This is a genomic window from Geobacillus sp. FJAT-46040 (genome assembly GCF_002335725.1).
In the GTDB taxonomy this organism is placed as follows: domain Bacteria; phylum Bacillota; class Bacilli; order Bacillales; family Anoxybacillaceae; genus Geobacillus; species Geobacillus thermoleovorans.
In genome coordinates, this window is record NZ_NISS01000001.1 from 921670 (window position 1) to 942164 (window position 20495).

Annotated in this window: 19 protein-coding genes and 3 pseudogenes; 12 read left to right on the top strand and 10 right to left on the bottom strand. The window is 50.3% G+C overall.

Going from position 1 to position 20495, the window contains the following annotated elements; translation table 11 throughout:
- From CD000_RS04995 to CD000_RS05015, 4 genes and pseudogenes are all read left to right on the top strand, one after another.
- Window positions 1-294, top strand: a pseudogene (locus CD000_RS04995) (RNA-guided endonuclease TnpB family protein); the annotation flags it as partial.
- Window positions 295-415: 121 nt separating this feature from the next.
- A pseudogene (locus CD000_RS05000) lies at window positions 416-610 on the top strand (carbohydrate ABC transporter permease); the annotation flags it as partial.
- 268 nt (window positions 611-878) lie between these two features.
- Complete coding sequence (locus CD000_RS05005; protein ID WP_096225020.1) at window positions 879-1325, top strand: MaoC/PaaZ C-terminal domain-containing protein; 447 nt, start codon at window positions 879-881, stop codon at window positions 1323-1325.
- A 160-nt stretch (window positions 1326-1485) separates the two neighbouring features.
- Complete coding sequence (locus CD000_RS05015; protein WP_096225022.1) at window positions 1486-2781, top strand: MFS transporter; 1296 nt, start codon at window positions 1486-1488, stop codon at window positions 2779-2781.
- Between the two features lie 94 nt (window positions 2782-2875).
- On the opposite strand, the gene iscB is transcribed toward CD000_RS05015, so the two are convergent.
- The 3 genes and pseudogenes from iscB to CD000_RS05030 form a co-directional block, all read right to left on the bottom strand.
- Complete coding sequence (iscB, locus tag CD000_RS05020) at window positions 2876-4129, bottom strand: RNA-guided endonuclease IscB (protein ID WP_223812651.1); 1254 nt, start codon at window positions 4127-4129, stop codon at window positions 2876-2878.
- A gap of 222 nt (window positions 4130-4351) precedes the next feature.
- Complete coding sequence (locus CD000_RS05025) at window positions 4352-4804, bottom strand: GNAT family N-acetyltransferase (RefSeq protein WP_096225023.1); 453 nt, start codon at window positions 4802-4804, stop codon at window positions 4352-4354.
- 30 nt (window positions 4805-4834) lie between these two features.
- A pseudogene (locus CD000_RS05030) lies at window positions 4835-5251 on the bottom strand (RpnC/YadD family protein); the annotation flags it as partial.
- A 395-nt stretch (window positions 5252-5646) separates the two neighbouring features.
- On the opposite strand from CD000_RS05030, the gene CD000_RS05035 reads away from it, so the two are divergent.
- The 5 genes from CD000_RS05035 (at window position 5647) to CD000_RS05055 (ending at window position 10975) form a co-directional block, all read left to right on the top strand.
- Window positions 5647-6660, top strand: a complete 1014-nt coding sequence (locus tag CD000_RS05035) for a LacI family DNA-binding transcriptional regulator (RefSeq protein ID WP_096225025.1) — start codon at window positions 5647-5649, stop codon at window positions 6658-6660.
- A 141-nt stretch (window positions 6661-6801) separates the two neighbouring features.
- Complete coding sequence (locus CD000_RS05040; protein ID WP_096225026.1) at window positions 6802-7881, top strand: Gfo/Idh/MocA family protein; 1080 nt, start codon at window positions 6802-6804, stop codon at window positions 7879-7881.
- A gap of 118 nt (window positions 7882-7999) precedes the next feature.
- Window positions 8000-8749, top strand: coding sequence for a ThuA domain-containing protein (locus CD000_RS05045; RefSeq protein WP_096225027.1), 750 nt, complete (start codon window positions 8000-8002; stop codon window positions 8747-8749).
- Window positions 8746-9900, top strand: coding sequence for a Gfo/Idh/MocA family protein (locus tag CD000_RS05050; protein ID WP_096225028.1), 1155 nt, complete (start codon window positions 8746-8748; stop codon window positions 9898-9900). Before CD000_RS05045 ends, CD000_RS05050 begins: the two co-directional genes overlap by 4 nt.
- 103 nt (window positions 9901-10003) lie before the next feature.
- On the top strand, window positions 10004-10975 hold the full coding sequence (locus CD000_RS05055; protein WP_033017215.1) for a sugar phosphate isomerase/epimerase family protein: 972 nt from the start codon (window positions 10004-10006) through the stop codon (window positions 10973-10975).
- A 96-nt stretch (window positions 10976-11071) separates the two neighbouring features.
- Here the strand turns inward: CD000_RS05055 and CD000_RS05060 are convergent, their stop codons facing one another.
- From CD000_RS05060 to CD000_RS19025, 3 genes are all read right to left on the bottom strand, one after another.
- Entirely contained in the window at window positions 11072-11404 is a 333-nt protein-coding gene (locus tag CD000_RS05060) for a hypothetical protein (protein WP_021321796.1), read from the bottom strand.
- Between the two features lie 69 nt (window positions 11405-11473).
- Window positions 11474-11827, bottom strand: a complete 354-nt coding sequence (locus CD000_RS19465; protein WP_369806543.1) for a CBO0543 family protein — start codon at window positions 11825-11827, stop codon at window positions 11474-11476.
- A complete protein-coding gene (locus tag CD000_RS19025; protein ID WP_233130399.1) occupies window positions 11736-11933 on the bottom strand; it encodes a hypothetical protein in 198 nt (65 codons plus the stop codon). Before CD000_RS19025 ends, CD000_RS19465 begins: the two co-directional genes overlap by 92 nt.
- Before the next feature lie 198 nt (window positions 11934-12131).
- On the opposite strand from CD000_RS19025, the gene CD000_RS05070 reads away from it, so the two are divergent.
- The 3 genes from CD000_RS05070 to CD000_RS05080 all read left to right on the top strand — a co-directional run bounded on the left by CD000_RS05070 (window position 12132) and on the right by CD000_RS05080 (window position 16399).
- The gene (locus CD000_RS05070) at window positions 12132-12458 is read left to right on the top strand and encodes a nucleoside triphosphate pyrophosphohydrolase (protein ID WP_011231590.1); all 327 of its coding nucleotides are present in this window, start codon (window positions 12132-12134) and stop codon (window positions 12456-12458) included.
- Complete coding sequence (locus CD000_RS05075) at window positions 12451-14901, top strand: DEAD/DEAH box helicase family protein (protein ID WP_096225029.1); 2451 nt, start codon at window positions 12451-12453, stop codon at window positions 14899-14901. The genes CD000_RS05070 and CD000_RS05075 overlap by 8 nt, the downstream gene beginning before the upstream one ends.
- 217 nt (window positions 14902-15118) lie before the next feature.
- Window positions 15119-16399, top strand: a complete 1281-nt coding sequence (locus CD000_RS05080; protein ID WP_055358439.1) for an IS110 family RNA-guided transposase — start codon at window positions 15119-15121, stop codon at window positions 16397-16399.
- Between the two features lie 182 nt (window positions 16400-16581).
- Here the strand turns inward: CD000_RS05080 and CD000_RS05085 are convergent, their stop codons facing one another.
- From CD000_RS05085 to CD000_RS05100, 4 genes are all read right to left on the bottom strand, one after another.
- Window positions 16582-17124, bottom strand: a complete 543-nt coding sequence (locus CD000_RS05085; RefSeq protein WP_233130400.1) for a TspO/MBR family protein — start codon at window positions 17122-17124, stop codon at window positions 16582-16584.
- A gap of 99 nt (window positions 17125-17223) precedes the next feature.
- Window positions 17224-18696, bottom strand: a complete 1473-nt coding sequence (locus tag CD000_RS05090; RefSeq protein ID WP_369806591.1) for a glycoside hydrolase family 32 protein — start codon at window positions 18694-18696, stop codon at window positions 17224-17226.
- A gap of 37 nt (window positions 18697-18733) precedes the next feature.
- On the bottom strand, window positions 18734-19561 hold the full coding sequence (locus tag CD000_RS05095) for a carbohydrate ABC transporter permease (protein ID WP_096225030.1): 828 nt from the start codon (window positions 19559-19561) through the stop codon (window positions 18734-18736).
- Complete coding sequence (locus tag CD000_RS05100; protein ID WP_096225031.1) at window positions 19561-20442, bottom strand: carbohydrate ABC transporter permease; 882 nt, start codon at window positions 20440-20442, stop codon at window positions 19561-19563. The genes CD000_RS05095 and CD000_RS05100 overlap by 1 nt, the downstream gene beginning before the upstream one ends.
- Window positions 20443-20495 lie beyond the last annotated feature (53 nt).

Consider the following 20495-nt stretch of genomic DNA (forward strand, 5'->3'; position numbering starts at 1 on the left):
AAATATCTTAAAAAAGATGGCTTTCATTCACTGATCATTGGCCAGATTCGTATAGACGGCAACAAATTCACGATACCGTATTCTCGCCTATTTAAAAAGACTCACAAGCCTATCACGATAACGATTCCGCCTGTGTTACTGGACAAAAAGATTAAGCAGATTGAAATCATTCCTAAGCATCATGCCAGGTTCTTTGAGATTCAGTACAAATATGAAATGCCTGAACTAATTAATGCTGATGTCAATGGCGCATTAAACATCTTAAAGAAAAGTAAAGCTGTAGACCTGAGTGTCTTATGCTCTAGCGGCGAAGTGGACACGCCTCAAAGAATAAGGATTGCTTGAAGCAGTCAAACTTCTTTGGAAGCCCCCACTTCAAATTTTCGCTAGAAAATTAAGTGGGGGTAGTTCACTTGCTTTGACGATCAATACGGCGGAAAAATACAAAACCGTTCCGGTCGGCATTGCCATGTTCCAAGGCCAGTATACGATCCCGTGGGGCGAAATTTCCGCGGCCACCGTGATTGTGACGATCCCGCTCGTCATCATGGTGCTGTTGTTCCAGCGCCGCATCGTCTCTGGGCTCACGTCCGGCTCGGTAAAAGAATAAGGAACGAACGTGAAAAAGGATGCCAAGCGAGCATCCTTTTGTTTTTTGGGGTAATGCCCATTTTGAAACACGAAACAGAGGAGGAGCAGTTCTATCCGCTCCACTCCGTTCATATGTTAATGACAGACGGCTAACGGGGAGGGATGCGTAAAGGCCAAAGATGATATGATTAATATTCAGAATATTAACAAAATTGACGGTGGCAGCCGTGAAAGGGGGTGGAATTTGTTTTTACTCTTTTTTGCACCAATCAAGGGGAGGGGAAGGCGTGCGATTTGACCGTCCGTTTGAACAGTATGCGCTTGGCGAGCGCCACCGTTCGCGCGGGCGAACGATCACCGAAGCTGATATTGTGCAGTTTGCCGGCGTTTCCGGCGATTTTTACCCGCTGCACATGGATCAGGAATACGCCAAGCGGACGCCATTTGGCGAGCGCATCGCCCATGGGATGTTGACGCTGTCGGCGGCGACAGGGCTGTGGATGATGGAACCGGGAGTGGTTCTGGCGTTTTATGGCATCGATTCACTCCGTTTCGTTCGTCCCGTCAAGATCGGCGATACGATTTACGTGGAATCGGAAGTGAAGCGGTTGACGGAACGGGGCGAGGAAGCCGGGCTCGTCACGGTGCATCAGCGAATCGTCAACCAGCGGGAAGAAACGGTCGTCGATGCCGTTGTGCATGTGCTTGTTGCGCGGGAAGGGAAAGCTCCATGACGGGCTTGTGGAACGGCATTACGGTCTGACAAAGAAACGAGTCCATGACGGTTTGTTTTTTGGAAGCGTTAACATTATGTTCGTTTTTTTGCTATCATCCATTTGTTTTTCCGTTTCCATGAGATGCGCGCACTTTGATTGCGTGAAAGGGGTGTTGTGAATGGCTGTAACGATGATGGATGCGGCGGAATTGAAACGCCAAAAAAAGCGGGCGGCGATTTCCAGTGTAGTCGGCACGACGATTGAATGGTACGATTTCTTCCTTTACGGGACGATGGCCGCGCTTGTGTTTCCACAGCTCTTTTTCCCGCAAAGCGACCCGTACGTAGCGCTTATGCAGTCGTTTACAACGTTCGCCTTAGGGTTTGTTGCCCGGCCGGTCGGCGCCGCGATTTTCGGCCATTTCGGCGACCGCATCGGGCGGAAGGCGACGTTGGTCGCCACTTTGTTGTTGATGGGGCTGGCGACAGCATTGATCGGCTTGATGCCAACGTACGAACAAATCGGCTTATGGGCTGCAGTCTTGGTAACTATACTCCGTCTTATTCAAGGCATCGGGGTCGGCGGGGAATGGGGCGGCGCTATTTTGATTGCGATGGAGTGGGAAGAAGGCAAACGGCGCGGGCTGATGGCTTCGCTGCCGCAAATGGGTGTGCCGTTCGGACTGTTGTCCTCTTCCCTTGTGACGACGCTGATGCTTGCGGCGGGCGGCGACAGCTTTTATGCGTGGGGATGGCGCGTTCCGTTTCTCGTCAGCTTCCTTCTCATCGCCGTCGGGTTGTATATCCGGCTGAAAGTACTCGAATCGCCGCTGTTCCAAGAAGCGATGAAAAAACAAGAGACGAGCAAGATGCCGGTCGGCGAAGTGCTGGTCAAGCATCCACGCGAAATTCTTTGGTCGGCGCTTGCGCGGGTGATTGAAAACGGATCGTTTTATATTTTTGTTACGTTTATCGTCAGCTATGGCACGACCTTTTTGAACATGGAAAAAAGCATTTTCGTCAATGCGACGATTATCGCTGCCATCATCAATGCACTTGCCATTGTGTATTCCGGCCATTTATCCGACCGATGGGGGCGGCGGCGCGTCTACATGACAGGAGTCATTTTGCTTATGCTTTGGGCGTTTCCGTACTATTGGCTCGTCAACACAAAAAGCGTAGGTCTGATCATGTTGGCGACGATCATCGCCATGGTGTTCCACGGCATGTTGTATGGCCCGCAGGCGGCCATGATCGCGGAAAACTTCCCGACGCGCTTGCGCTACAGCGGCGCTTCGCTCGGTTACCAGTTGGCATCGATCATCGCCGGCGGCCCAGCGCCGCTCGTGAGCACGTGGCTGTTGCACAAATACGGCAGTGCCACGGCCATCTCCTTCTATATCGTCGTCATGGGCTTGATCTCGCTGGCCGGGGTGAAAATGCTGCAAGACCGTGCGCGCCAGGCGATTGATTAGATGAATCGGACTGAACTCCATTATGGGCGCCTTTGCGTTCGGGCAAAGGCGCCTCTTTAAACGTTCATCTTCTTTGGCGAGGAGACCCCGACTTCTAAGCGAGAGCGAAAGTCGGGGAGGAATCGCCCTTCCTCCTTTCAATTAACAATGTACTAGCATGCTCAACTCTTTTTAACTTTTTCCAGCTTGCTGAAGCATGCACTTTTGTGCCATCTAACAGCCGAAGGTCAAAATAACCACTGCTTCTTCTGCCAAATATAAAACATTCTTTCCTTTCGTATACCACCTTGTCAAACAGTTGAAACCCTTTGACAAATCGTGGAGCTTTGTTTGATTTTCGTTTTCCGCCTTTTAAGATGGTTGCTTTATGCAATTGACGGTTGTTTTTTCGAACGAATTTTAGAAGATAAACCGTGCCACTTGGCTTGGCTAGTGGATTTCCACTAATACAACGAGCATCCACCATATGAGATTTAGACAGTCCATTAGCAATGCGAATACATTTGGTGATATACCCGTATGTGATATTTGCATGCGAGTATTTTTCTCTTATCCTACTAAACATTGCCCATCGCATGGCGGTCATCTGACTAGCATCCCTCATAGGCGGTCGTTTGCGTTGAAATATATGCTCAAGCCCTTTTTCGTGAATTTCATGGTGGCATGTTTTGCATAGAGTGATCAGATTATCTGGTGAATCACCTCCTGTCTTTCGACTTTCAATATGATGCACTTGGAGAACAGGGTCTTTCTTTTTTCCTTTGCAATATTGACAAGTATGATTGTCTCTGTATAGAACATACTCTCTAACATTCCAAAACCCCATTTGTTCTCCTTGTTGATATTCCACCCCTCGGATATTTAGGTTTTTTAATTTCTGTGTATCGAATGCTGCTACCTCAATAGTGACAGATGTGACAGGGAGAATATTGTGAACTAAGTCAATCAACTTTATATGCGAGTTGATTTTGTGTTGAATAGATGGTGGTAACCATCCCTCTGGTTTTCTTCTGTTAAGAAATCTGGCTTCTCGGTAGCGAGTCTTTCTGTTTCTTCGACTTCTACGGAACTGTCTCCGTATAGCAAGTAATTCCACAATATCTGTTCGAAGTTGCGCTTCCGCTTCAAACAGCACATCTTTCTTTGTTGTTGCAGAAATTCCTACATGTCGTGTCCCCATGTCAACACCCAATGACACGGGTTGTTTGTAACCACTGCTACCATATAAAAGCTGGATGGTAAAAGGTGTCCTTCTTACTACTTTTGCTTTCTTCTGTTTTAGCAAAAGTCTTGCTTTCCTTGGTGAGCATGGCATGAGTGGTTTTCCATGCTTATTGATAATGTACACGAACAAGACGTGTACCTCCTTTCAGGAGTGAGTTCCTCCTCCCCAATGTTGGAAGGGCTTGTTCGGCAGACAGCAACGCTCCTACCCATCAGAGCTTTTAACCATCTGCGACAGGGTTACGGACTGGAGGAGCATCCGTAAGTGTCATGACCCTTCCAACGTAGCCATTGAATGGCTGAGGGTAGTCAACTAGGGCTTGCCAAGCCCCCACTTCAAAAGCCGTTAGGCTTTAAGTGGTGGGTAGTTGACGCTCATGATAATGGTTTTCTGCTTGAATCCGAATGTTTCATACAGTTTCATCGCTTGATTTCCTGCATATACACGTAAACGAATCTCTGAATATCCATCCTGTTTAAGATGTTCGATGCCAGCTTCTATTAATTTCCTTGCAATTCCCTTTCCCCTAAATTCTTCTAACACAAACAATTCGTAGATAAATCCATATATTTTCTCAGTGAGCGGGTCTTGGCTTGCTCCGATTAAAATCCAACCCATGAGATGATTGCCTTCCGTTGCGATCAAATAATAGCTCCCTTTCTGCAATAATGGCTCAATCAGTTGTTTGACTTTTTCCTCTGACGGTTTTGCTTCGCCTAATGTGCCTTCGAATAATGCTTGTGGTGTGAGTGATAAAATCGTTTTGTATTCCAAATCGTTTGGTTTTCTAATTTCCATGGAGTTCTCCTCACATCACTATTTATTTTCCTATTCTTCAAGCAATGCCCGAACATCTTCCACTGGAAGATCCACCAACTGAGCAATGTCTTTCTCCGTCATTCCTTTGCGCGCCATGTTGCGGATCAGTTGCTTCATTCCTTGTTTCATTCCTTGCTGGATTCCTTGTTGAATCCCGCGTTTTATTCCTTCTTCCAATCCCTCTTTCCTTCCCTTTTGCTCATAGGAAATGATCAGCTCCAACACTTTTTCTCTTTCTTTCGTTTCCATCGCCTTCACCTCTCTTTGCAGTTGTTGCTCTTCCTCCTCCGACAGCTTCACATACGTTTCAAAAAAGCCCAACAAGAGCCGCTGCCTCGCTTTATCCAGCTCCAATCGCACCAACATGCGCAAAAACTCTTTTTTCAACTCGACTTTCTCACTTTCAGTATACCCCATTTTGCCAAGATTCTGTTTTGTATTGGCTTCCCGTCATCCAAGCACCGACCTGCCAGCACCACAAATGTTCCTGAACTTTTGGTTCTTGTCGAAAGAGCGGGGGTGCGCTAGTCTTGGACAATGCTTGGATTCATCATGTGATACGTCTTTTATAGAGACGAAGTGTTGAACGCTGTCCCACCTGCGCTTGCGCTTGAAGGTGGGGGCATCGATTCATCCCATACTTACGCTTATGCGTGGAAGTGGAGGTCTTCCCGGTGCGGGATGATAAAAATCCATTTCTTTATATGAGAAAGGGACAAACCATGTCTAAGACGGATCGAAAAAACAACGCTTGACAACCGCCCTGTCTTTCATATACGATGAAGATGTAATCGATTACATAACTGAGAGGACTATAACGAATGGCAAGCATAAAAGACGTGGCGAAACGGGCGAACGTATCGACGGCGACCGTGTCGCGCGTGTTGCGCAATACGGGCAACGTCACCGAGGAGACAAGGCAGCGCGTGCTTGAAGCCATTGAAGCGCTGAACTACCAGCCGAACGTGCTCGGCCGGTATTTGCGGCGGATGGAGACCGAGACGGTGCTCGTCGTCGTGCCCGATATTACGAATCCGTTTTTCTCGAAGGTGCTGCGCGGCATTGAAGCGGTCGCCCTCAAGCACGGCTATCAGGTGCTGCTTGGCGATACGCAAAACGATGTCCGGCTTGAGGAGCAGTATTTGAATTTGCTGCCGCAGCGGCAAGTCGACGGGATGATTTTTTTGACCGCCCGCATCCGCAAAGAGCTGGTGGAAGAGATGGCGCGGCAGTTTCCGATCGTCTTGGCGTGCGAGTATTTGGAAGGGGCGGACATCCCGACCGTTTCGATCGACAACATCAGCAGCGCCCGCAAAGCGACAGAACACTTGATCCGCCTCGGCCATCGCCGCATCGCCCACTTATCCGGGCCGATGGACGTCATTTTAAGCCGCGACCGGCTGCGCGGCTACCAACAGGCGCTGGCCCAGCATGAGCTTGAGGCGGACGCCGCGCTCGTGCAGGAAGGCGATTTTACCTATGAGTCCGGATATAATTTAACGCTGAAGCTGCTCGCTCTTGAGAAGCCGCCGACCGCGATTTTCGCCGCCAACGATGAGATGGCGATTGGGGCGATCAAAGCGGTTCGCCATCGAGGCGGACGCGTTCCCGACGATGTGGCCGTTGTCGGATTTGACGACATTCACATGGCCTCGATTTTTGAACCGAGCCTCACAACGATCGCCCAGCCGATGTTTGAGATCGGGCAAAAAGCGATGGAATTGCTGCTTGCGCTCATTGAAGGAACGAGCGCGCGGCGGCGTCAGCTTGTTCTTCCCGATCGGCTCGTCATTCGCGATTCGTGTGGAGGAGAGCGCTCTGGGCAAAGGGGCTGACAGCGCTCTCTGTCCGGTGCGGGGGAACGGGCGGATTTTTTTGCACGGTGATGTAATCGATTACATCACTTAGAAAACGGACGGCGAATCGGTGGAGCATATGGGACAGAGAAAACAAATGAGCGCAAGGGGGAAAAGGACATGGGAAACACACTTCCAATCCGCCTCGGCTTGATCGGAGCCGGAGGGATTTCCAATGAACACATCAAGGCGGCGCTCGCCCTGCCCGAGCGCGCCGTCTTGCAGGCGATTTGCGACGTCAATGAACAAGCGGCCGCGGAAAAAGCGAAAACGTACGGCATCCGCAACGTGTACCGCGACTACAAGGAACTGCTCGCCTCACCAGATGTCGATGCCGTCATCATTACCGTGCCGAATTTTTTGCACGCCCAAGTGGCGGTCGACAGCTTGCGGGCCGGAAAACACGTTCTTTGCGAAAAGCCGATGGTGACGAAAGCGGAAGAAGCCGACGCCATCATCCGCGCCCGTGATGAGTCGGGAAAACAGTTTATGGTGTCGTTGAACAACCGCTTCCGCCAAGCGGCGCAATGGCTGCATGAGCGAATCCAATCCGGTGCGTTCGGCGAGATTTATTACGCGAAAACGGGCTGGGTGCGCCGCCGCGGCATTCCCGCATGGGGGGCATGGTTTTTTGACCGCGAGCGCTCCGGCGGCGGTCCGCTCATCGATTTGGGCGTCCATATGCTCGATGTGACGCTTTGGCTGCTCGGCAATCCGAACCCGGTCGCCGTGACGGGGAAAACGTACGCGAAGTTCGGCCCGCGCCGCCAAGGGGCATGGCCGGGAACGACGTTTTCGCCTGATGCCGCCTATACGGTCGAAGATTTCGCCGCGGCGTTCATCCAGCTCGAAAACGACGCGACGGTGCTGCTGGAGACGAGCTGGGCGTCGCACATTGAAGAAGAGCGGGCATATGTCGAATTTCTTGGCACGGAAGGCGGCGTGCGCTGGGAGTGGAACATCGCCGGCAACCGCCAAGAAGTGAAATGGTTCCGCAACGAACACGGCGTTCCGGCCGATGTCACGCTCCATTTTGATGATCAAAGCGAACGGGTGGCGCTCCTTGACCATTTCTTGACGAGCATCGCCGAGAACACGCCGCCGCTTTGCACCGCTGAACAAGGGCTTACGATCGCCAAAGTGTTAGAAGCGATTTACGAATCGTCCGAAAAAGGGCGGCAAGTTCGCATCGAATGGTGAGAAACGCTCCATGAATCGCACTGGCGTCCCAACGAGTCGCGAACATGGGGAAACATTCCAAAAAACACTCGGCCTAGCCGCATACAGGCAGGCCGAAAGAACCAAGGGGGATCAATGAATGACCACACCCATCCGCGTTGTCGTCTGGAACGAATTTCGCCATGAAAAGAAAGATGAACAGGTAAGAGCGATTTATCCGGAAGGAATGCATACTGTCATCGCGAGCTACCTGGCTGAAGCGGGATTTGACGCCGCGACCGCTGTCTTGGATGAACCGGAGCACGGCTTGACCGACGAGGTGCTCGACCGGTGCGACGTCCTCGTCTGGTGGGGGCATATCGCCCATGACGAAGTGAAAGATGAGGTTGTCGAACGCGTCCACCGCCGCGTGCTGGAAGGAATGGGGCTCATTGTCCTTCATTCCGGCCATTTCTCGAAAATTTTCAAAACGCTGATGGGGACGACATGCAATTTGAAATGGCGCGAGGCGGATGAAAAAGAGCGTCTCTGGGTCGTTGCCCCGGGCCATCCGATCGTCGAAGGAATCGGATCGTACATCGAGCTTGAGCAGGAAGAAATGTACGGCGAGTTTTTCGACATCCCAGAGCCGGACGAAACGATTTTCATCAGCTGGTTTGAAGGTGGAGAAGTGTTCCGCAGCGGCTGCACGTTCACGCGCGGGAAAGGGAAAATTTTCTACTTCCGCCCCGGCCATGAAACGTATCCGACGTACCATCACCCGGATGTGCTGAAAGTGATCGCCAACGCCGTCCGCTGGGCCGCGCCAGTCAACCGCGGGGAAATCGTTTTCGGCAACGTCAAGCCGCTTGAGCCGATCAAAGCGAAACAAGGAGGGGTGACGCCATGAACCGGATCAACGTCGGTATTATCGGCACCGGCTTTTCCGCTTCTTCCCATATTGAGGCGCTCCGCCGCCTGCCGTTTGTGAACATCGTCGCCATTGCCTCAAGCAGCCAAGAAAAAGCGGAGGAAGCCGCGCGCCGATTCGGGATTCCGAAAGCGTACGGTGACTACCGCGCTTTAATTGACGACCCGGACGTCGAAGCCGTGCACAACTGCACGCGCAACGTCCTCCATTTCCCGATCAACAAGGCCGCGCTCGAGGCAGGGAAACATTTGTTGTCGGAGAAGCCGCTCGCCATGGACAGCGAACAGTCGGCGGAATTAAAGCGGCTCGCTGCACAAAGCGAAAGCCTGAGCGCGGTCTGCTTCAACTACCGCCACTACCCGCTCGTTGTCGAGGCGAAAGAGCGGCTCGCCCGTGAGGCGAAGCGCGTTCATTTCGTGTACGGCGGCTATGTGCAAGACTGGCTCTTGTATGACACGGACTACAACTGGCGGCTCGACCCGGCGCAAAACGGCCCGTCGCGCGCCATCGCCGACATCGGCTCACACTGGTGCGACACGGTGCAATACGTGCTCGGCAAGAAAATCGTCGAAGTGTTCGCCGACTTGCGCACTGTCCATCCGGTCCGCTACAAGCCGAAGCAGGAAGGGAGCACGTTTGCATCCGGGCATGCTCAAGACGCCGAGCCCGTCCAGATTGACACGGAAGACGGCGGCAGCGTGCTCGTCCATTTTGATGACGGCACCCACGGGGCGTTTACGATTTCGCAAGTGAGCGCCGGCCGGAAAAACCGACTCTATTTTGAAATCGCCGCCGATGAGATGACGCTCGCTTGGGACCAAGAGCACCCGAACCGCCTCTGGGTCGGGCGCCGCAGCGGCCCGAACGAAGAAATCGTCCGCGACCCGGCGCTTTTGTCGCCGCAAGCCGCCGCTTACGCCCATTACCCGGGCGGCCATGAAGAAGGCTGGCCGGACGGGCTGAAAAATTTGTTCCGTGATTTTTATGGCGCCATCATCCGGAAACAACGCGGCGAGGCGCTCGGGGAACTGCCGTTTGCGACGATCGCCGACGGCCACCATACGATGAGGATCGTCGACGCCATTTTGGAAAGCCATCGCACGAAACAATGGGTGCGGGTGGCGGAATAAGCGTGGGAGTTCGTTCGATCCGCTCATCCGACGAGAAGCAACAACAGCGCGGCGCGGCGGCCGTCCGGCCGTTGCGCGCCGTCAAAAGGGGGAGAATGACAAAATGAAAGTAGGCGTATTCACCGTCTTGTATCAACAGCTGCCGTTTGAGGAGATGCTGGACAAAGTCGCCGCCATGGGTATCGAAGCCGTTGAGCTTGGCACCGGCAATTACCCGGGCAGCGCCCATTGCGATCCCGACGCGCTGTTGGATCAGCCGGAAAACATCAAAGCGCTGAAAAAAGCTGTCGCCGACCGCGGCCTCGTCATCAGCGCGTTAAGCTGCCATGGCAACCCGCTTCATCCGGACAAAACGTTCGCGAAACAGTCACATGACACGTGGCGGAAAACGGTCAGGCTCGCCGAGCAGCTCGAAGTCCCGGTCATCAACGCCTTCTCCGGCTGCCCGGGCGACCATCCCGGCGCCAAATACCCGAACTGGGTCACATGCTCCTGGCCGCCGGATTACTTGGAAATTTTAAAATGGCAATGGGAAGAAGTCGTCATTCCGTACTGGCGCGAAGAAGCCGCGTTCGCCAAGGAGCACGGCATCACGCAAATCGCCTTTGAAATGCATCCGGGCTTTGTCGTCTACAACCCGGAAACGCTCCTCAAACTGCGCGAACATGTCGGCGACGCGATCGGCGCCAACTTCGACCCGAGCCACCTGCTTTGGCAAGGCATCGACCCGGTTGAGGCGATCAAACTGCTCGGCCGCGAAAAAGCGATTTTCCATGTCCATGCGAAAGACACGTACCTAGACGAAGCGAACATCCGCAAAAACGGCGTGCTCGATACGAAACATTACAGCCAAATCCTCGACCGCTCGTGGGTGTTCCGCACCGTTGGCTACGGACAAAGCGAAAAAATGTGGCGCGACATCGTCAGCGCCCTGCGCGCCGTCGGCTACGACTACGTGCTGTCGATCGAACATGAAGACATGCTCGCTTCGATCGATGAAGGGCTGTCCAAAGCCGTCGCGCTTTTGAAAAAGGTGCTGTTCAAAGAAGAACTGCCCGAGATGTGGTGGGCGTAAAAAGAAGGCGGCAAGGGAAAATGATCCCTTGCCGCCCGCCGTTTCAGCGTAAGCGCGAAAAAGACCCTCCAACGCCTGCCAAGAGGCGCACCTGCTTTAGACCACTTGCGCCGTCTCGCGGCCAACGCGCCCTTTCATGAACAGCAGCCGGTGCCCGTCCACCGTCAAATCGATCATCGCGCCATCCAACACATCATCGCCTGACTTTTTTCCGTTTGCTTGCAAGTACGCGACCCGGTACCACTTGCGCCCGTACTCAAAATACATGTACCGCCCGCGCCGGAAATCGATCCAAAACTTCACCCGCTCACCATTTACGTTCTTCCATACATACCCCCACGCCCGGTCTTGGCGGATCGGCGCCATTTTTGGACGCGCGGAATTGATGGCTTCATAATACAGGCGGTGTTTGATGTCAAACAGCACCATCCCGTTTGCCTCCTTTTGGACATGATACTATATGTATAGCGCCAAACGGGCAAAAATAGACATGCTGGCTCACTCATTTCGTCTCAGCATTCGCCCTGCGAGCAACCGAACGGCCAACGTCAACAGAAACATTGTAACGAGTGAGTATTCCCACTTCCAACCATGATATTCGATCAAATCCGTATGCCGTTCAAAGACAACCTCAAGGGCCGTCAGCACCGCCGCATACCCCGCGCATTGCGCCGCCACACCCGGCCAGCGCGCTCGGCGCGAGGTGGCATAGACGTACACACTGACAACCGGATAGAGAAGATATTCAAAAATGACGCTGTTATTTATATAAGAAGCAAAAAAAACGGACCGGATACTCCAGCAGCCCGGCCCCCGCCACGATCGAACCGAAAAAACTCGCCGCATATGCATTGAGCAAAAACGAAAGCCATACTTCCCTTGGTGAAAGAAAGCGGAAGCTGAGCCCCAGCAAACCGATGCCCACCGCAGCAAGCAGCCAAAGGATCGAGTGTTCCATCATAGCCCCCAAGCGCGAATTATGTCGATTTTTCTTAGTATGGGATGAAAGAGGGGGGAGTATGTGAAATTTTTGGTGTTTTCATTTTGCAACAGGCAATAGGCCTTAGAAACGGCGGTCTTCTGTGTGTTCTTTCCTATGAAAAAAAGGCGAAATTTTGTAAAATGGTAGTATAGTTTTGTAAATGGAGGAATGGACATGCCGATGTACAACAAACTCGTTCGCGACCGCATTCCAACCATTATTGAACAAGCGGGAAAAACGTTTACAACCCGCATACTTGACGATGAAGAGTATAGGAAAGAACTGCAGAAAAAAGCGTTTGAGGAGCTTGAGGAATACGTCCAAGCGGAAACGGATGAGGCGGCTCTTGAAGAGCTCGCAGACGTGTTGGAAATTATCCATGCTTTGGCTGAATGCCATGGCGCTTCGATCGAGCAAGTGGAACAAATCCGCGCCAAAAAGGCAGAGAAGCGCGGTGGTTTTCGAGACAAAATTTTTTTGATCGAGGTTCACGATGAGTAAGGTGGAGTTGATTTCCAGACGTCTTCTCGACAAGTTGCAGGAACAGATGAGCCGCTCGTCGACGATATACATACTGACATCGTTTGCCATGAAGTCCGGGGTTCGCTTATTGAAGGACAGTTTGCGGGCAGCTGCAGAGCGGGGGGCGGATATCAAAATTTGCGTTGGTGATTACTTGTTTGTCACTCAGCCAGAGGCGTTGCGCGAGCTCATATCCATCCACCCGGACATCGAGGTCCGCTTGTATCGGAGTGAGGGAATTTCCTTTCATCCGAAAGCGTACCTATTTGAAGATGCAGAAGGCGGCTACTTCATTGTCGGTTCTTCCAACTTGTCCCGTTCGGCGCTCACTGACGGTGTCGAATGGAACCTTGGGCTGGATAAGAGCGTTGATGAGGATGTATTTGCCGAAGCAATGGAGCAGTTTTTAAAGCTGTTTTACGCTCCGGAAACCGTGCCGGTCAATGCCGAAACGGCCGCTGACTATGAAAAGCAGCATCAAGACTATCATCAGCGGCACCCCAATTTAGCCCGCATATGGGCGGAGAATGAAGAAATCGAGTTGATGCTTCCGACGGAAACGGAGAAGAAGCAAGAGGGAGAGACGGCGGACAAGGTTGATGTTGTCCATGAAACGGCGGCGCCATATGGAACGATCCAGCCGCGCTTTGCCCAAGTTGAGGCGTTGGAGCGGTTGGAAGCTGCCTATGAAGAAGGGTACGACAAAGCGATGGTTGTCATGGCGACCGGGCTGGGAAAAACATACTTGGCCGCTTTTTTTGCCCGCCGTTTTTCGCGGGTGCTGTTTATCGCCCATCGCGAAGAAATTCTTCGCCAGGCGAAGCAGTCGTTTGAACGCGTGATTCCTGATCGAACAGCAGGACTGTACGATGGCAATCAAAAAGAAGGAAATGCCGACATGGTGTTTGCCTCGATCTTTACGCTGAGCATGAAAAAACATTTGCATTCGTTTCGTCCCGACGCATTTGACTTGATCATTGTCGACGAGTTCCACCATGCGGCAGCCCGCTCGTACGAACGCGTCCTTTGTTATTTTCAGCCGAAATTTCTGCTGGGCATCACGGCTACTCCAGATCGGAGCGACAACAAAGACGTATACGCCCTTTGCGACGGAAATGTCGCGTATCGCATCGATTTTATCGAAGCGGTGCAGCGCGGTTGGTTGGCTCCCTTCCATTATTACGGGGTCTACGACGACACAGACTATTCGCAAATCAAGTGGCTTGGCAATCGCTATGATGAGGAAGAATTGCTTCAAGTGCAGCTTCGCGAGGAGACGGCGGAGAAGATTTTGCGAGCGTGGAAGCGATACAAGAAAACGAGAACGCTTGTCTTTTGTTCATCGATTCGGCAAGCCGATTTTCTGTCCGAATATTTCCAACGCCATGGCTGCCGGACGATCAGCCTTCATTCGAAGCAGACGGCCATTTCGCGCAAGCAGGCCATTGCCATGTTGGAACGCCGTGAACTGGACGCCATTTTCACCGTCGACTTGTTCAATGAAGGGGTCGATATTCCTTCTGTCGATACACTTTTGTTCGTGCGTCCGACGGAATCGCTGACCGTCTTCACCCAGCAAGTCGGGCGCGGGCTGCGGCTGTACAAAGGCAAGGATTATTGCGTGATTATTGATTTAATCGGAAACTACCGGAATGCGGATGTCAAACTGCGCCTGTTTGATACACAGAGGGGCGAAACGAAGAAAAAGGCACGGGAACCTGTTATGCCAACGGTTCCGGAAACGTGCGAACTGCATCTCGATGTTCAAGCCATCCATCTTCTCGAAGAGATGCAGAAAAAACGCCAACCGCGTAAAGAACGGTTGCTTGCTGATTATCGGGAGCTGAAACAGGAGCTTGGCAGACGGCCGACGTATTTGGAACTGCATCTCCAAGGCCGAAGTGAAGCAGCGGAGTACAAACAAGAGTTCGGATCTTATGTCGGCTTTTTATATTGGGCGGGGGAGTTGTCCGAATTGGAGGAAGAAGTGTTTCTAAAGCATGAGCCGTGGCTTACCGAGGTAGAGTGGACGAAAATGAGTAAAAGCTATAAAATGGTTGTTTTGAAGGCAATGTTAGAGCGCGGGCCAAGTGCATGGCATCAGCCAATTACACCACAACAGGTTGCGTTGTTTTTCCATCGTTATTTGACGGAAAAGGAGTATCGGAAGCGCCTTGATTTTTCTGACAAGCGTACAAAATCCTTATGGGAATATGATGAGAAAAAAGTCAGTGAACTCATTGCAGATATGCCAATGACAAAATGGAGTGAAACATCCAAGGGGCTTGTCTCTTTTCAAAATAACATTTTTACTCTTCGTTTTTCTATTGATCCTAAACATACGGAGGTATTGTATAACTGGACGAAAGAGATTTGCGAGTACCGTTTGCATTGGCACTTTTTTGACCGGAAGAGGAGGTAAATTGGAAACGATATAACCGAATTTTCCGGATAATTTCAGTGAAAAAGTACACTCCGAGACAGGGACTCGGGAGGTTTGTGTCGAAAAACAACGAAGAAGAATCTTAGAATGGAGCATTCCCGTTAGGAGCTTTTCCGGGGACTTGATCAAAAAAAGCCCTCTTGGTATGATGCAGGGGTGTCAACCACATCACTCACCATACCAAGGAGGACTTCAGATGAATTGTACACAAAACTATAAAATTGATCAAGTAACCGAACAAACGCTTGTCGTGGGTATTGATATCGCGAAACGAACCCACTACGCCTGCTTCGTGGATGACCGGGGGCGCGTGCTTCGCAAATCGTTCCCGATCTTCCAGTCGAAAGAGGGGTTTCAACAGCTGTATAAAGCGATTCAGGAGGCGATGCAAGCGTTCGGGAAGTCAGAGGTGATCGTCGCCGTGGAGCCGACCGGGCACTACTGGTTGAACCTGGCCTACTTCCTCGAGGAGCACGGGATCCCGTTGGTCATGGTCAACCCGGCGCATGTGTGCCGGTCGAAAGAACTTGATGACAACCTGCCGACGAAACACGACGCCAAAGACGCCCTGGTCATTGCCAGACTGGCAAAAGACGGACGATTCCTCGTTCCCCGGCTGCTGCACGAGATTGAAGCCGATTTGCGCGTGGGGAGCACGCTCAAAGAGAAGCTCCGCAAGGAACAGACGGCGGTGAAAAACGCGATCGTCCGCTGGACGGATCGGTATTTTCCAGAGTTTTGGACCGTGTTTCGTGACTTGGGGAAAACGGCGCTTTCGGTGTTGGAGTGGACGCCGCTTCCGGCTGATATGGCCGGCCGGACGGTGGAGGAGCTTCTTGAGGTGTACCGGCAAAGCGAAGGGATGAAATGCCCGCAGAAGGCCAAAATTCAGGCGTTGATCAACACCGCGAAGGACTCGATTGGGGTGACGGAAGGGACAGCGATGGCCCGGTTTGAGATCGCCGCGCTCGTCCGCCGATACCGCCAATTGGAGGCGGAGATCGCTGCACTGGACGCCGAGTTGAAGGCATTGGTTCAAACGACGATGGAGTACCAATGGTTGAAAACGGTCGACGGGTTGGGAGACGCCACGATCATCGATCTGCTGGCGGAGATCGGCAGCTTCGCCCATTATCGGGACCCGCGCCAATTGGTGAAGTTGGCGGGCCTGACGCTCAAGGAGAACTCCTCCGGCCAGCGCAAAGGGCAAAAGCACATCTCCAAACGGGGACGGAAACGGTTGCGCTCGGTGCTGTTTCGGGCGATGATTCCGCTGATTCGGCATAACGAGGCGTTTCGCGAGCTGCATGAGTATTATACGACCCGATCCGTCAATCCGCTGACCGGAAAGCAGTCCATCGTCGCCTTGTGCCGGAAGCTGTTGAATGTGCTGTTTGCGATTTGTACGAAGAAACAAGCGTTTGACGCGGAGCGAATGAAACAGGACGTCTTGTCCCAGGTGCAACGGGCGGCCTAAGGCCTCCCCCCTGCGAACGGAAGAATCGTTGGACAACGAGATGACACCGGAGAAGCTGGCGTGATTTCATCCATTCGACCTTGAGTCCCTAAAGGAGCTTGGCCGGCCTCCGCCTGATGACGAGACCGAACGAGGGAATGTTGGCGCGAAGACGCCCGGAGACATGGGAGGGTTCGTCCTCATCAGCGACGCGGAGATCCAAAGGGTGCATCGAATATGCTTCCCCTCCGCGGCAGGAAAATATAACCAGCCGTGGCCGCGAAGCGCATCCTAGGTCTGTAAGATATCCACAAAACTGAAAAAGGATGTAAGGGATTTTGTCGAAAAATATTTTTTGGACACCCCTGAGAGGCCGAAAAGCCTTGATAGATCAACATTTCTAGAGGGAGAGCAAGCATAACAACAACAGATAAAACAAAATATTCATAATGCCATACAACAATCCATAACGCATTGAACATACAACTAATGACAAACGGAACGAATGCTCGACGGTAAATGGATAGATGACGCCGTGAAGAAGGAATTTGTCGCAAAATCCAAATGGCTAACAACGTATAAATAACACCCCAAATCGAAAATACATACCCTGCCGGTGTAAATACCACATTTACTTTTCGCGATATCTCCCCTGTCGTCTGTCCATTCAAAGGAAGCCACTCAGCTAAAACATTTACAAAAACCATAACGATATACGCTACGATATAACCGATCAATCTCCCCATCGCTATCCTCCAGCTCGCTTTTTCGCTATACTTTATATTATTCCTTTCATGTGAGGACAATCACCGTTCATGATAAAAAGAGGCAGAGAAAACCGCCTCTTACCGTTCATCCCAAATATCTTTCAATTTCCATGCATCGATAGAACAAACCGTAATATCCCCGCCTTCTGCAAATAGTTCGATACCTTGGCTCGTTTCAGAAGGATATATTCTTCCCGTCATGACAAGTCGACCGTCGTTGACAAATAGTTCGACAGATGAGCGATCGATAAAGAAATGAAACGTAATGACATCTCCTAACTGTCCATCTAGCACCGCTCGACGAATGCCGCCCTCTCCTTGGCCAGAACGGTTTCTGTCAAACGTCACCGTACGGTCTTTCACATCATAGCAGAAAACCGTTTCTTCGCTTCCGTCTTCCGCACAACGCACTTTCACACCAAATGCGTTCCCTTGAAAATCAGCTAACGAAAAGCGGACGAGCAACTCTAAACGGTCGCCTTTCACAGGTAACGTATATGTACCTTCTCGAATTGAAATCGATTCCATCTGCACGTGATCTTCCCGTAGTAACTGCAATTCCGGCACCGGCTTCATCAAAAGTTTCTCATCATCTGTCAATTCCAAAAGACGCGGAATGGTTAACGCTCCGGCCCACCCGTGTTCTTGCGTCGGCATAAACGACTCCCACATATCCATCCAGCCGAACAAAATTCGTCGTCCTCGTTCATCTTCAAACGTTTGCGCTGCGTAAAAATCAAATCCTTTATCAAGCTCTTCAAACGCTCCATGCACGAGTTTTCCTGTTTCATAATCAAGCGTTCCGACAACGTAGCCCGTTTGATGGAGATTTTGAAAGCGATCGCCATCTGGTTCGATGCCTTGCGGAGAAAACAACAATACATCTTTTCCATTCAAATGAAAAACATCTGGGCACTCCCACATATATCCTAAGCTACCATCGCTCTGTGCAAGGATGTTGACATATTCCCACTGACGCAGATCTTTCGACTTGTATAAAACGACTTTTCCGTTATTCCCCTCTCTTGTACCGAGCACCATATACCAATCGTCGCCACGTTTCCACACTTTTGGATCGCGAATATGACCTTGGCAGTCAAACGGAGGCTCGGAAAGTACCGGATTGGCCGGGTCTTTTTCAAAATGAATGCCGTCTTTGCTTGTCGCTAAACATTGATATTGCTTCAATTCCGTTTGCTCCTCATTCAGCCAAACATTTCCGGTGTAAATAAGTGTGAGAACTCCATTATCATTCACCGCGCTTCCCGAGAAGCAGCCGCCTTGATCATATTCTTCGCTCGGCGCAAGCGCAATCGGTACACGCTCCCAATGCACAAGGTCTTTACTTTTCACATGCCCCCAATGCATCGGCCCCCACTTTGGACTATCCGGATGAAACTGATAGAACACATGGTATTCCCCGTTCCATTGAATGAGTCCATTTGGGTCGTTCATCCAGTGAACCGGTGCCATAATATGGTATGCTAACCGATACGTGCCGTCCATTTTTTCTTTTGTTCGTTGTACTCGTGTTTCTGCTTCCTTTACCATTTCCTCATGTCTAGACAATGCAACCAACCTTTCTACATCATTTAATTGAACCATTCATAACCCCTTGAATAATGTATCTTTGGGTAAACAGGTAAACAATGATCACTGGAATGATCGTCACTACTAACCCAGCCATTAATAATCCGTAATCGATAGAATATGTCCCAAAAAAGTAGAACGTAGACAGTGGCAATGTCCGCTCTTCCGGCTTAATTAAAACAAGGGACGGTAATAAAAAGTCATTCCAAATCCAAAGAACATTTAAAATCACAATCGTCATGGTGGTCGGCTTCAACAGCGGAAACACAACTTGAAAAAAGATTTGCAAGCGTGATGCCCCATCAATCATCGCCGCCTCTTCTAATTCTAGTGGAATGCTCTTAATTAATCCATGATAAATAAAAACAGCTAACGATGCACCGAACCCGATATACATATAAATCAATGCCCACTTGCTATTTAAAAAGCCAATCGATCCATAAATTTGGACAAGCGGGATCATAATCGCTTGGAAAGGAATGATCATGGAAGCGACCATTAAGAAAAACAAAAACTTATTCAACTTACTTTGAATACGGACAAAAACATAAGCAGTCATCGCTGAAAAAATCGTAATCAACGCTACACTAAACACTGTAATGATCAACGAATTCATAAAGCTATTCGCAAAATTCATCTTTTCCATGGCACTTAAATAGTTCGCAAAATTGATCGATTTAGGTATGGACAATGGATTGGAAATGATCTCCGTTCGCTCCTTTAAAGAATTAAGCAACACTAATATGAATGGAAGAATATATAAACAGAAAAAAATAACTAAAACGATATATCGCACCATCTTCGTTAAGGCCTTCGATACGTTCATCACGCTTCAACCTCCCGCTTCTTGCTCACATACACTTGAATCAGTGTAACGATGGCTACAATGAGAAACAAAACAAACGCCTCTGCTTGTCCCTCTCCGTACTTTTGTGATAAAAATGCTTTTTGATACACATACATCGACACGAGCTGTGTGCTCTTATACGGACCTCCATTCGTTAACGCAATATTTAAATCATACACCATAAACCCTCTTTGAAGAGATAAAAACACGCAAACAATAAACGATGGAACCATCAGCGGCAAAATAATCTTCCGCAACCGAACAAACGCGTTCGCACCGTCAATGCTTGCTGCTTCTAACAATTCTTTAGGGATATTCATTAATCCCGCTATATAAATGACCATCATGTAGCCAGAATATTGCCAAGTTGTCACAATGACAAGCGTCCAAAACGCTTTGTCCGGATCTGCCAACCACGAAGAGGAGAAAATGCCGATTTTAAAATGCTCGCCAATGTAAACAAGTACGTTCGAGAAAATGAACTGCCAAAGAAATCCGAGTATAATGCCTCCTATTAAGTTAGGTGTAAAGAAGCCCGCTCGAAATAAATTTTTTCCACGAATTTCTGTTGTCAACATATACGCCAAAAAAAACCCGACGACATTAATCAAAATAACCGTTAGTAGAACATATTTCATCGTTTTATACAACGATGTCCAAAACGCGGTGTCATCTAATACCGCTAAATAGTTCTTCATCCCAACAAACGAGTGACTTGTCGAAACTCCGTCCCAGTTAGTGAAGGTCAAATAAATTCCATATAAAAATGGTAGAATAACAACGGTAAAAAAAGCGAACAATGTGGGTCCTGAGAATAACAGCTGAATTTTCAATTTATCAAAAAATTTTTGACTGGACATTCATCGTCATCTCCTTGCTAAAAGTTGTGGAATAACGGCTACACCCGTTATTC